This is a genomic window from Okeania sp. (assembly GCF_983059655.1).
In genome coordinates this window covers 5,077-18,604 of sequence record NZ_CEZPJD010000066.1, presented here as the reverse complement: position 1 = coordinate 18,604, position 13,528 = coordinate 5,077, and the positions used below count along the sequence as shown (strand labels likewise).

The window sequence follows — 13,528 nt, the reverse complement described above, 5'->3', positions numbered from 1 at the left end:
CTCTTCACTACTCCCTACTCCCTACTCCCTACTCCCTGCCGAGCGCAAAAAGACTAGTGAAGCGCAAACCCTAATTAATATTAAACTGAAGTGACACATCTGATAACTGATAACTAAAATTACAGCTTATACTTTAGTCATAATTGCGCTGAACTGCTCAAACCTAAAACCTACTCCTTTTAAGGGGATAATAAAGAAAAATTGTCCTTGGAGTTAATCCTCTTTTTTTAAAGAATTATGTAATTATTAATTATTAATTATTGAACAGATACATCAAGCCCGGCAATTCCCGACAAAAGTCGGGAAAACCGTTCATAGCAGTGTGACGGCAGAACCTACCACCTAAAACCTTCTTCAAATAAATTGTCAGGATTGAAACCGATAAAGTGTATAATCGATGGTGCTAATGCCAAACAGTGGCCATAATATTAATCTCATGCTCCCTCAATTTCAAATAGATACAACTTTTGACTTATCTACCTATCTAGCAAAGCGAAAAGCTCTGGTTGAAAAAGCTCTGGACAATTCTATTACTGTAGTCTATCCGGAAAAAATTTATGAGGCGATGCGCTATTCCCTATTAGCAGGTGGTAAGCGGTTACGTCCAATTCTTTGTTTGGCTACTTGTGAGTTATCAGGCGGAAATATAGAAATGGCAATGCCCACTGCCTGTGCATTAGAGATGATCCATACTATGTCATTGATCCACGATGATTTGCCCGCGATGGATAACGATGACTATCGCCGAGGTAAATTAACAAATCATAAAGTTTATGGTGAGGATATTGCTATTCTCGCAGGTGATGGCCTGTTGAGTTACGCTTTTGAATTTGTAGCTACTCAAACTAAGAATGTGTTGCCACAGCAAGTGCTACAAGTGATAGCTCGTCTCGGAAAAGCCGTGGGAGCAGCAGGTTTAGTCGGAGGCCAAGTAGTAGATTTGGCTTCAGAGGGACTTTCAGAGGTATCTGAAGAAACACTGCATTTTATTCACACTCACAAAACAGGCGCTCTTTTAGAAGCTTGCGTAGTCTGTGGAGCTATGCTTGCCAATGCTTCCCGTGCTAATCTACAAAGACTTTCCCGTTATGCTCAAAATATTGGTCTAGCTTTTCAAATAGTTGATGATATTCTCGATATTACTGCCACGACAGAAGAGTTAGGGAAAACAGCCAGAAAGGATATAGAGGCTCAAAAAGCTACCTATCCTGCTATTTGGGGATTAGAAGAATCTCGGCGTCAAGCTCAAAGACTAATTGAGAATGCCAAGGCAGAGTTAGAAGTTTTTGGAGAAAAGGCCATGCCATTAATAGCCTTAGCAGATTTTATTGTTAGTCGCAGTAACTAGGAGTACAATATGCAAAATATTGGCGAAATCACGGATAACCATGTTCTATGGGTTGCCCTCCTAGCTTGTGCAATAGCCCAAGTCGTCAAGGTAGTGGTGGAGTTGGTTCAAAATGGTAAGATTAATTTACAGGCTTTAGTCACAACAGGAGGAATGCCCAGCGCTCACTCTGCATTCGTGACTGCACTGGCAGTAGGAGTGGCTCAAGCCAAAGGTTGGGGGAGTCCAGAGTTTGCACTGGCTTTAGTTTTTGCCATCATTGTTATGTACGATGCAGCGGGAGTTCGTCAAGCTGCTGGACTACAAGCACGAGTTCTCAATCAAATTATGGATGAATTTTTCCAAGAAGACCACCATCTCAGTCAAGACCGTCTCAAAGAGTTATTAGGCCATACTCCCATACAGGTAATAGCAGGTTTTTTTCTAGGAGTAGCTGTGTCTTGGATTGCTAGTTTCAATTATTAATTGATTTAATTCTAGGACTAATTAATGTCACCCTATTACTATCTACAACAAAAGCTAAAAATCCACGGTTGCTTAATCTAGACAAACTACTTGTAGCAGCTTTACTACTCTTAGTATATGTAACTAACAAAAAAGGTTTTTGTCCATAGGCAACTAAGCCTACATTACGCCCTAAACTTCTTTCCAACTGTAGAGCAATTTCTGGTCGATTATTGTAGTCTACTAAGACTGCAAAACCCTGACCCAGAGGTTGAGGGTTAAACCCTATTTCTGGAGGCGCTGGCAATGAAGTATCTGATGGAGCTGTTTGTTCACTAGGTCTAACTACATAAGCAGACAACCCTACAATGTCCTGAATATAACGTGCCCAATCACTAGCCACATCTTGGTCATCAAAGCCCCGGATACTGCTAACAGTCTGGTCAATGTAACGACAGACTTCGATAATAATATCTGGTGGTAGACTCCGCCTAACTATATTTTGAGATCCTGATGTCTCTGTAATTATTACCAGTAAATATTCGTCACTAGCAGGGGGTTGACAAGTTTCTAGACCATTAGCATAGTTAGTATCAATTGTCAAAGATGACAAAAATAAACAAGCTGAGGCCATAAAAGTTTTCAGGCCCCCCAAGCAGAATTTATGGAGTTGCAGTTGAGTATGATTCATGGCCAAAAATAACAAAGAAGGGAGTTATTTCAGTTATCAGTTATCAGTTAGCTTCATAAGGTCGGAGCTACGCTAACAGTTATCAGTACCTCCAACTAAAGCCAGAGCCTTGAAAATACTTAATTGATTTTTTTTCATCCCCTTAAAAGGAGAAGCTTCAGACTTCATTTTTTTGGTCAGGGAATAAGGGAGTGGGGGAGTAGGGTCATTTTATCGTCAAGGGAGAAAATTGTATCCTTTGAATTTTTGAAATTTCGTACATCTGGCTAGAATTACTTAACCAAAAATACCAAAAATATAGAGTTGTAAATATTCTCTGGCAAAAATGAATTAGCTCTGGTACAGAGGAGGGGAGAATCTGATATCTTCTCAAGCTCAAGATACAAGATAGATGAAGATCATTTTTATATAATCCAGTTATATAGTATATGTTGATAATTCTATAATTACTCCCCCACTTACCTACTCCCCTACTCCAAGAGAACCTAAAGGTTCTGGGATAGAATCTGAAGGTGCTTGAAATTCACCTGTAATTACAGACTCCAAACGTAACTTTAACCAAGTAATAAATTTAGAGTTAGTAGAAATAATCGCTGCAGCAGGTTGAGGACATTTAGCCTTAATATTAGCCATTTCAGGAGCTTCTAAAAAAGCAGGTTGAGGAATCAGCCAAAAATCTATTTCTTTTTCCTTTTCGTGATAATCTCTGGTGCGCTCCCTAAAAACTTCTTCCAGGGGTTCTTCATCTAGTAAAAATTTTTTACTCGCTAAAACGTAATAGTAAGTTTGCATTTCAATCAATCAAAAGAAATTAGTAATTATAACTGGTTATTGATGGCTTGTTTCATCTCGCGGACAGCTCGTTCCATACCCACGAGTACCGCCCGAGAAATTATTGTATGACCAATGTTGAGTTCTTCCATACCTTGTAGACAAGCAACTGGATAAACATTCCAGTAAGTAAGGCCATGTCCAGCATTGACTCGGAGTCCAGCAGCGATCGCCATTTTGCACCCATTTGCCAAAATAGTTAATTCTTGATGGCGAGTGGCCTCATCAGTAGCTTCTGCATAACATCCTGTGTGGAGTTCAATAAACTTAGCCTGAATCTCTGCGGAAGCTTCAATCTGGGCCTTTTCTGCATCTATAAACATACTGACAGGAATATCCGCTCCTTGCAACTGAGATACTACCTCTCTCATACGAGGGATATTACTAGCAACATCCAAACCACCTTCGGTCGTTACTTCTTCGCGACGTTCTGGTACAAGAGTAATATAATCAGGCTTAATTTCCAGAGCGATCGCCACCATGTCTGTAGTAGGTGCCATCTCCAGATTCAAATGAGTCCGCACCGTTTGTCGCAGAATCTGGACATCTCTTTCCTGAATATGCCGGCGGTCTTCCCGCAGATGAACAGTAATACCATCAGCTCCAGATAGTTCAGCTAAAACTGCTGCTGCTACTGGATCTGGTTCTACAGTTCGTCGTGCTTGTCTAATTGTGGCAACGTGGTCAATGTTGACACCTAGAGTGGGCAATTTTTAATTCTCCCGGTAGTGTTAGTTAATTTGCCATATTAGTTTAGTTGCAAATGTTCACTTGAGCAACTATTTCTTAGGAATTTTATTGTCCAGGCACTTAAAATTTTTACTTATACAAATACAAAGTGTCAAAAAAGAATTTTACAAAACTTGAGTTATCACCGGATCTGGAAACAGAGAGCAGAAATTTGTAGTAAATATGTATCAAACTGGTATTAGGTAGGTCAAACTAATATATACAGGATTTACGCAGAAATTTCATATATAGTAGGTGTGATTCACGAATTACCCCTACAGGTGGTGTATAATTAGATATTTTTCGTAAGCCCTAAATAAATATAGTTGTGATGAAGATTAAAATTTTTTTCTCGCCTATATCTTAAGTTTTAGATTGATTTATGGCTATTTATTATAATCCCTGTAATTTAATTCATAGAGCAGTTAATGATTAGCCTTTCAATCAACTATAAACTAGGGAAAAAAATATGTTATTGCTGTTTGCATACTTATTTAATTTAGGGCTGACAAAATCAATTTTAAATTTGATAAAAACTTAGGATTTTTGAGAACTATAGCAATCCTATTTTATTTGTGTATAAAAATCTTAATGTTTTTAGGGAATAGGTAAGAGTTTCAGTTTTTTTATCTACTTTTTGATTACCCGCAACCAATTTAGGATTGCTATATGTTAAATAATTTCGGTAAATTACTGTAAAATTAAAGTTTTGATGTTACTAAGTATTACTTTTGACTTTTGACTTTAGTTATACACTTGGAGCTGTAGGATGGAAATATCACAAAATTGTCTAAATTTAATCAAGAAATGGGAAGGACTTTATCTGGATGCTTATCTAGATCCAGTAGGAATACCAACAATTGGGTATGGAACCATTCGTTATCCCAACGGAAAAAAAGTTCAGCTAGGAGAAAGAATTACAGAAAGAAATGCAGAATTTTATTTAAAGTATGAATGCGACAAAACAGCAGAAGTAGTTTCGAGGCTGGTTCAAGTTCCTCTAAATCAAAATCAGTTTGATGCTCTTGTATCCTTTTGTTATAACGTTGGAACTGGTGCTTTTCAAAGTAGTACCATGTTAAGAAAACTTAACCAAGGAGACTATCGAGGAGCAGCAAATGAATTTCCACGGTGGGTAAACGGAATAGTAAATGGTGTTAAGCAATCACTACCAGGATTAGTATCCCGTCGTGCTGAGGAACAAATACTATTCAACACTGTTAGCAATGAAGGAAAACCCTTGCTTCAAGAAGAATCATTGCAAGATCGAGTAACTTGGCTAGAAGGATACAGAGATGAAAATAAAAAAACTGTAGTTGTAGCTTGGCAGGGAGGTGAAGTAGGAGAAATATTAACTTTAGAAAAATTTGACAAAGAGCATTTAGCTAATGTTTTTCCTCTATACAAAAATGCTAGATATTTTGTAATTGCTCCAGCAAATAAACCAATTCCAGCAGGGGAAAGAGTTTCTATTTTTGGCATTTCTGATATATTCAAGAAAGGTAAAAATCCTAGCCTCAATCGTGTATTGGTGCGAGGTAGTCAAGGGGAAGATGTGAAAATTTTACAGGTTAGATTGAAGGATTTAGGGTACTATACCGGAAAGATTAATGCTTTTTTTGATAATAAAACTGAATTAGCAGTTATAGACTTTAAGCAAGATTATTTTGTTAATACAAATGTTGATGGCACAGTAAACTTAAGAACCTGGCAAAGATTGTGGGGAGAAAAGCCTGCTCCAGTACCTTCTACACCCCCTGTAACTACAGGCAAAAATTATTTGCTCCTAACAAAAACAAATCGTAAAGATGTCTATGGATGTTATGTGCTGAACTTAGACTATTTTAAAAATGGGAAACTACAAGACAGATTAGAAGTTTGCTGTGGCGCTCCTGGGAGACAATATTTTCGTACCGCAGCTCAAAGTCGGGCAATGACTGGAGAACCATTGCCAGAGGGAAAATGGTACGTTAATGATATTATCTGGGCTGATGGGAGAGATAATTATTACGGTAATATTTTTCAGAGTGGTATCGGTCCTGTAACTGTTCCGTTAGACTATTTAGAACCTGGTACTACAGAAAGAAGCGCGATCGAAATTCATATTGACTGGAATCGCAATTATGGTGCGCCTGGCACTGTGGGTTGTATCGCTACCTACAATATAAATGACTATAAAACCTTGGTTACTTGGCTCAGGGACACAGATCCTCGCGATCTCTATGTTGACTGGAAATTAGGAACTTGTCCTAAACCCTAGATTAAATAAGCGATCGGCAATCAGCACATCAGCAGCCAGCAGTAAATATTTAGAAGGAGGTTTCAACCCCTCCTCAATCCTTTCGGTTGATATAAACCGGGAATTTACAGAAGTTTTGGAATCGCCATCCCACCCAACGGGTGCGCTGCGAAGAAAGAACTCCGTTCCGCTGTCGCGATCGACCGCTTTTTTTTCCCCTTAAAACTTTAAACCTGAATTATTTAATTATTAATAATTAATAATTCGGTAAACTCAAGTAGGGGCGTTAGCGGAGCTTTGCGCAAGCAGATCGCGTTTTGCGGAGCATTCCGTTAGGAAATCGCCCCTACAAGCTGAAGCACTCAATGCTAATAACTAATAGCTGGTTAATTTTTGTTTTCTCAATTTTCTGTATTTTCAACAGGCATCATCTACCTACACTGTTAGTGTAATTCTTTCTACGGAAAAAGTTAATCTATGAGTATAGGTAGTTCAATTTAGTAAAGAAGAAATATGGCTTATAGAATAAACCGTCGCGCCTATGCTGAAACTTATGGACCAACAATAGGCGATCGCGTCCGTCTAGCTGACACAGAATTATTTATAGAAGTCGAGCAAGACTATACCACTTATGGGGATGAAGTAAAATTTGGTGGAGGCAAAGTCATCCGTGATGGTATGGGACAATCTCCCATTGCCAATGCTGACGGCGCAGTGGATCTAGTCATTACCAACGCTCTAATCCTCGACTGGTGGGGAATTGTCAAAGCAGACATCGGCATCATAGATGGTAAAATCTACAAAATTGGCAAAGCAGGGAACCCCTACATCCAAGATAATGTAGATATTATCATCGGTCCGGGAACTGAAGCTGTAGCGGGTGAGGGCATGATTTTAACAGCAGGTGGCATTGATACCCACATTCATTTTATTTGTCCTCAACAAATCGAAACAGCGATCGCTTCTGGTATCACAACTATGTTAGGGGGAGGAACAGGTCCTGCCACAGGTACTAATGCCACTACCTGTACTCCCGGTCCTTGGAATATTCACCGAATGTTGCAAGCTGCTGAAGCTTTTCCGGTAAATCTTGGTTTCATGGGCAAAGGTAACAGCAGTCAACCCCAAGCTTTGGTCGAACAAGTATTAGCAGGGGCGATGGGGTTAAAATTACATGAAGATTGGGGAACTACCCCGGCGACGATCGATACCTGCTTAAATGTTGCGGACGAATACGACGTGCAAGTTGCTATCCACACCGATACTCTCAACGAAGCAGGGTTTGTAGAAACCACTATAGAAGCTTTTAAAAACCGGACAATTCATACCTATCACACTGAAGGTGCAGGAGGCGGTCACGCTCCAGATATTATCAAAGTCTGCGGTCAAGCAAATGTTTTACCTTCTTCTACTAACCCCACTCGTCCCTATACTCTCAATACTTTGGAAGAGCATCTGGATATGTTGATGGTGTGTCATCATCTAGACCGAAATATTCCAGAGGATGTGGCTTTTGCAGAATCTCGCATTCGTCGAGAAACTATTGCTGCTGAGGATATATTGCACGATCTGGGAGCGTTTAGTATGATTGCTTCTGACTCTCAGGCCATGGGGCGTGTGGGAGAGGTGATTATTAGGACTTGGCAAACAGCTCACAAAATGAAGATTCAGCGCGGAAATTTGAGTGGAGAGTCTGGGGAAAATGATAATTTGCGTGCTAAACGTTATGTGGCAAAATACACTATCAACCCGGCGATCGCTCATGGTATTGCTGAGTATGTAGGTTCAGTGGAAGTAGGAAAGTTGGCAGATTTATGTTTGTGGCGACCTGCTATGTTTGGGGTGAAACCAGAAATTGTGATTAAAGGAGGAGCTATTGCTTATGCTCAGATGGGAGATGCTAATGCAAGTATTCCTACCCCACAACCAGTAGTTATGCAGCCAATGTTTGCTAGTTTTGGGGGAGCGATCGCTGCTACTTCTTTAACTTTTGTTTCTCAAGCTGCTTTAGAGGCCGATATTGCTGCTCGACTACAGTTGAAAAAGTCAGCAGTGGCAGTGGCAAATACTCGGCAAATTAGCAAACAAGATATGAAGTTAAATGATGCTTTGCCAGAAATAGAAGTTGACCCGGAAACTTATGAGGTTAGAGCAAATGGGGAGTTATTGACTTGTGAACCTGCAACAGTTTTACCCATGGCACAGCGATATTTTCTGTTTTAGGAGGTTTGCTCAAAAAAAGCTATTACTATTAATATCGAATCTGGTAGCATTGGTGTAATTAGGGCTTGCTGATTAAATATAAAATCATTGACAGGTAAAGCTTTTAGCATTTTTAGGGCTAGAAAAAGTGCAATAAGTGAGGTCAAAAAGGTTGAAAAAGTTAGCACAAAAGGCTTACTAGGACAGAAAAATTAACAGACTATTTTTTCGACTACCTCCTAATTAACTCCCATTCCTCCTGACTCCTATCTTCTAAGTTCTGACTCCTACCATCACCCATAAGACTAAAGAAAGGCAGAGGGCATAAGGGTTTATCCCGCATTCTGCCCAATCTGCTGTATGTATCAATATTCAATCAGATATGATAGTTGAGATAAAGCTTACCGAAAAAATCAAGCTAGATGCGCTAGTAGCAGCAAATCCGCAAATCAAGATATGAAGTTAAATGATGCTTTAGTAAAAAAAATGTAGATTGACCCTGAAAGCTATGAAGTGAAAGCGGATAAAAGGTTACTTAGGTGTGCATCTACTACAACTTTACAGATAGCGCAGCGATATTTTCAACTCTAGTAACATGAGGATATTCTTGATACTAGGAAAGTATAGAAAATTCTATAGTTGGACGCTACTTGGATTCTTTTCTATGGGTGATTCACTACTTATCGAACTAATCATTTTCTTGAACGCAATGAGTAATATAGGGACGATTGTTAGTACCACCATCGGACAAACAATACATGAACAGGATTCACAAGCACAATTCATTGCCATCATGTGTGTCATTTTGTTATCGTTACTAAAGAATATATTAGTGTCAAATTATAACAGATAAAAAGACAACTGTAATATTTTTTATAATTTCTTAAAATATATTGATTTTTTCTATACCCATGCTTGTTATACTCTTTTGTTTGTTCACATTCACATTGAATACTAATACTAACTAAAGATGATACAATAGTGCTTGGAGGAATTTTTGCTACAAATATCTATTTTTTACAAGCAGATTTTTATCGCATTATTTGAGTAAATTATAGCAATTCCCAAAAAGAGCGAGGTACAAAATTTTAGGCTTGAGGGAACAGGGAATAAAAAGACAAAAAGATAACTGTACCTCATGACTTTGGGAAACGCTATAGTATAAATTAACCTACTACTAAATACGGTTATGAAAAGGTACTTTTTCCAAATGTTCTCTAATCCTTCTGCCTTCTGCCTTACTTTCCTAATAAAGCTCCCATCTAAACAGGATTTAGTATAACCTAAAACCTACCACCTAAAACCTAAAACTATATTCAATTAACAACCTCAATTACCAATGAAAAATATAGTTGTTGCCCTCGACTTTTCTCAAATAACTCCTGCCATTATTACTCAAGCTGAAGCTTTAGTCCAGGCTTTTAACAGCAAATTATGGTTAATTCATATCGCTGAACCAGACCCTGATTTTGTTGGCTTTAAGACTGGACCTCAGCCTAAGCGCGACCGCTGGGCACAAGAGTTTCGTCGAGAACATCAACAGATTCAAGATTTGGCAGAGGAGCTACGACAAAAAGGTCTTGATACGGTGGCTTTGTTAACTCAAGGTTCTACAGTAGAGACTATTTTGGCAGAGGCAAAAAAATTAGCTGCTGATTTAATTATAGTAGGGTCTCATGGACGCAGTGGTATTGAGAAATTTTTTGCGGGTAGTGTTAGTGAGGGTATTTTGCATGGTGCCCATTGTCCAGTTTTAGTAATTCCTGCTAGTTGGCGATCGCCAGAAACAATAGAAAATTGAAAGAGAGGGAGTAGGGGAGTGGGGAGTAGAGGAGTAGGGGAGTAGGGGAGTGGGGGAGATTGGATATTGAAGTAATTGTAGAATTATAAAAATATACAGCAGATTCGGTCGCATAAGAAGTACAGATATTAATAATTAAATGTTCCCAGTGCGGGCAAGATGCCCGCGACTAGTTTTCCTCACGCCTAGGTGAAATCCATGGTTTTAGGGAACAGGGAACAGGGAATGGGGAATAGACAAAAAATATTCCAGATTGTTCAGTTGTACCTCATAAATAAGGAATCTGCTGTATCATATTCCCTGGTATAGTTTGTGTAAACCAAAGCGTGAATATCTACAGAAAATTTGAGTTTTTTCCAGCTTTAAACCTTCTTTCTTCTTCCTTCTTCCTTACCAAAATATTTTTGATATAAATCTGGAACTAATTGTAATCCTCTTGAAGTAATAGTATCCGATTCAATTATGCCTTTATTCTTGATATATTCAGCAATTAATTCACGAATTTCTGTAGAAGATTGCCAAATTATTTTTCCTTCTTTAAACATCACGTAACCACCACCACCATTAGCACGATAACTATTCATCGCAATTCGTAAAACTTGATTTGGTTTGATATTTTTCCCATCTAACTGTAACTTAGTAATTCGTTTTCCTTGTGGTTGAGTAATATCGACTATGTAATCTATTCCACTATACAAATCCCAGTTATAACCAAGAGAATTTTCCATTAAAACTTCTTCAGGAATAGCGGGTAAATTATCAGGAGTAACTTGTTTAAAATAAGCAGCATTTTTTTCTAATGCACAACGCAAAATATCTCCATTAACTTCTAGAACTAACAAATAGTTATCGTAATTATAGATACTGTAAACATCTCTCCTAGTAATTTTTCCTGGAGTAATTTTACCAGTGTCATTAAAAATAGAAGTCAGAGAAATATTGACAGGATAACCTGCTGCTTCTGCTGCTTGTATTTGTACTTGATTGATTAAATTTGATAGCTGACTCTGATGAAAGCGTGCTTTTATACCACCAGAAAATTCTGTTTTTGCTACACCAATAGCTTGATTAATATAGCGTAATGTTTGCTGATGATATGGAAGAGAAAGTTGTAAAATTTTCTTTTCCGGCTCAATATCAGTAACATATAAATTGGTAGAATCTTTAGCAATAACTTCCCAATTTTCACCCCGATATTCTAATACTAAAGTATACTTACTTAGAGCTTTTCCCCAACAATAAGGTTCTGCAATTAAAACATTATTAACTATCACCTTAGGTACATCATGATGTGAATGTCCTGCCATAATTATATCGATATCTTTTACCTGTTGTGCTAATTCTAGGGAGAGATTTGAATTAGCAATAGACCCTGTTTCTTTCCATTCTTGAATATCGGTTAACCAAGCAGAAGCCTGCCTTTTGTCTTTTGGTACTTTAGAAAAACCACTATGTTGAACAATAGCAATTACATCTGCACCATCATTTCGCATTTTAGGAATATATTTTTGAGCAGTATTTATGAGATTCTCAAAAGTTAGTCCAGCTATATTTTCAGATTGCATCCAGTTAGGAGTTGCGGTAGTAATCAAACCAAGAACACCAATTTTTATACCATCAACATTTTTAATGATATAAGGCTGAAAAGCAGGAGTTCCATCACTTTTGTGAATATTAGCACAAACTATGGGGAAATTAAGCTGACTTATCCAATGGGAAAGCACATTATTACCATAGTCAAACTCATGGTTTCCTAAAGTAGCAGCATCAAATTTGAGAGAATTCATTGTTACTGCCATCGGATGTACTGCTTCTGTGTCAATTCGATTATAGTAATAAGTTAATGGTGTACCTTGAATTGTATCGCCCGCATCAATAAGCAGTAAATTAGGATTTTTAGCTCGTTCCTGCGCAATTAAACTAGCGACTTTTGCTAATCCCCATTCTGCGGGTTGATTAGTATAGTAGTTATAAGGCATAAGGTTGCCATGAAGATCGCTAGTTTCCAGAATGGTGATGGTTTTGGTTGGGGGTTTTGATGTTATCAAGGGAATAAATAATATAAGTGTAAATAACAGTAGATAGAATAGAATATGCTTTCTGTGTGGACTGCTACGCAAAGGTGCAAAGAACACTGGAACTGGGTAATAAAAGTACTATTAATATCATATCCAGTTGAACAGTTATAGACGAAGGAGCCAGGAGGGAAGAAATTATTAATTTTTAATCTGAAAATACACAGGGTACTGCTATATCTGATGTTGGTGATGTGTGACTATGATTGTGCTTTAATGGCTATTGCTTAACTAGGGTTTGCTGAAAAGTCTTTTAGTAGGGGTAGGAGTCATGAAGTCAGGAGTCAGGAGTCAACCAACCCCTAACCCAACCCACCCCCGCCTCTCCCAGGAGGGGAAGTCAGGAGAAATGGGAATGAACGAAGAGGTAGGAGTAAGAATTGTCCCTTAATTTTTCTACCATAGTCAGCCCAAAATACTAGCATACATGAGCTTTTCAGTGCAAAAAGCTGGCACTTTTTAGAACCCCAAAAAGGCTTTACTCTTTCTTTATCAATACCCGCGAGAATTAATCAGCAAGCCCTAACTATTAACTGAAAAGCATTTTATATTTTGCCAAATTTAGGTTTCATAGCTTGCTTGATTCACCAACGCAGGGTTTTAATTCCCATACAGTTGATCCTGTTTCCTGTATTCTTTCTTTTAATCTCCATAAAATTGATCCCGTCTCCTATATTCTTTTTCCTGACTCCTTCTTCAAACAAATAAGCCTGTTAAAAACAGTGGGCTCGGTTTATACATTTATTCAGCAACGCCAAATTTTTGTTTAACAACCATTGGCATATTTCCTGGTGGTGCCATAGTTAACCCTCTGCGGACAGGTTGAATAGATTTATCGGAAACTAACTTGAGTTCGCACTTTGATAAAATAGTTGCCAAAACTAATTTCATTTCAAATAAAGCAAAAGCTGAACCTATACAACGACGACTTCCTCCTCCAAAAGGTAAATATTCATAAGGTGAAAATTGTCTTTCGAGAAAACGTTCCGGTTTAAATTGTTTAGGTTCTGGATAAATATCCTCTCTTTGATGAGTTAGATAAATAGAAGGCACTACTACCATTCCTGGTTCAAGTTGATAACCCATAATTTCTACAGGTTTCTGGACAATTCTAGGGAAAGCATTTGTGGCAATGGGGTAGAGGCGCAAAGTTTCTTGACAAACCGCG

Annotated in this window: 10 protein-coding genes; 5 read left to right on the top strand and 5 right to left on the bottom strand. The window is 38.2% G+C overall.

What is annotated here, in order from left to right; all coding sequences use genetic code 11:
* Window positions 1–406 precede the first annotated feature (406 nt).
* Both crtE and AC3DU7_RS06440 read left to right on the top strand, forming a co-directional pair.
* Window positions 407–1,348 carry a geranylgeranyl diphosphate synthase CrtE gene (crtE, locus tag AC3DU7_RS06445; RefSeq protein ID WP_488038530.1) on the top strand — a complete coding sequence of 314 codons (942 nt, stop codon included), beginning with the start codon at window positions 407–409 and terminating at the stop codon, window positions 1,346–1,348.
* A 9-nt stretch (window positions 1,349–1,357) separates the two neighbouring features.
* Window positions 1,358–1,813 carry a divergent PAP2 family protein gene (locus AC3DU7_RS06440; RefSeq protein ID WP_488038529.1) on the top strand — a complete coding sequence of 152 codons (456 nt, stop codon included), beginning with the start codon at window positions 1,358–1,360 and terminating at the stop codon, window positions 1,811–1,813.
* Here the strand turns inward: AC3DU7_RS06440 and AC3DU7_RS06435 are convergent.
* The 3 genes from AC3DU7_RS06435 to AC3DU7_RS06425 all read right to left on the bottom strand — a co-directional run bounded on the left by AC3DU7_RS06435 (window position 1,803) and on the right by AC3DU7_RS06425 (window position 4,024).
* Entirely contained in the window at window positions 1,803–2,426 is a 624-nt protein-coding gene (locus AC3DU7_RS06435) for a hypothetical protein (protein ID WP_488038528.1), read from the bottom strand. The two genes, AC3DU7_RS06440 and AC3DU7_RS06435, sit on opposite strands and share 11 nt — an antisense overlap.
* Window positions 2,427–2,945: 519 nt before the next feature.
* Window positions 2,946–3,275 carry an MgPME-cyclase complex family protein gene (locus tag AC3DU7_RS06430; protein WP_488038527.1) on the bottom strand — a complete coding sequence of 110 codons (330 nt, stop codon included), beginning with the start codon at window positions 3,273–3,275 and terminating at the stop codon, window positions 2,946–2,948.
* A 26-nt stretch (window positions 3,276–3,301) separates the two neighbouring features.
* Window positions 3,302–4,024, bottom strand: coding sequence for a pyridoxine 5'-phosphate synthase (locus AC3DU7_RS06425; protein WP_488038526.1), 723 nt, complete (start codon window positions 4,022–4,024; stop codon window positions 3,302–3,304).
* A 788-nt stretch (window positions 4,025–4,812) separates the two neighbouring features.
* Here AC3DU7_RS06425 and AC3DU7_RS06420 point away from each other — a divergent pair.
* From AC3DU7_RS06420 to AC3DU7_RS06410, 3 genes are all read left to right on the top strand, one after another.
* Window positions 4,813–6,303: a glycoside hydrolase family protein gene (locus AC3DU7_RS06420; protein ID WP_488038525.1), complete on the top strand. Its 1,491-nt coding sequence runs from the start codon at window positions 4,813–4,815 to the stop codon at window positions 6,301–6,303.
* Between the two features lie 492 nt (window positions 6,304–6,795).
* The gene (ureC, locus tag AC3DU7_RS06415; RefSeq protein ID WP_488038524.1) at window positions 6,796–8,505 is read left to right on the top strand and encodes an urease subunit alpha; all 1,710 of its coding nucleotides are present in this window, start codon (window positions 6,796–6,798) and stop codon (window positions 8,503–8,505) included.
* 1,318 nt (window positions 8,506–9,823) lie between these two features.
* On the top strand, window positions 9,824–10,285 hold the full coding sequence (locus AC3DU7_RS06410; RefSeq protein WP_488038523.1) for a universal stress protein: 462 nt from the start codon (window positions 9,824–9,826) through the stop codon (window positions 10,283–10,285).
* A 362-nt stretch (window positions 10,286–10,647) separates the two neighbouring features.
* On the opposite strand, the gene AC3DU7_RS06405 is transcribed toward AC3DU7_RS06410, so the two are convergent.
* A complete protein-coding gene (locus AC3DU7_RS06405) occupies window positions 10,648–12,333 on the bottom strand; it encodes a bifunctional metallophosphatase/5'-nucleotidase (RefSeq protein WP_488038522.1) in 1,686 nt (561 codons plus the stop codon).
* A gap of 768 nt (window positions 12,334–13,101) precedes the next feature.
* Window positions 13,102–13,528 (bottom strand): cytochrome P450 (locus tag AC3DU7_RS06400; protein ID WP_488038521.1); only part of this gene is annotated, 427 nt, incomplete at its 5' end.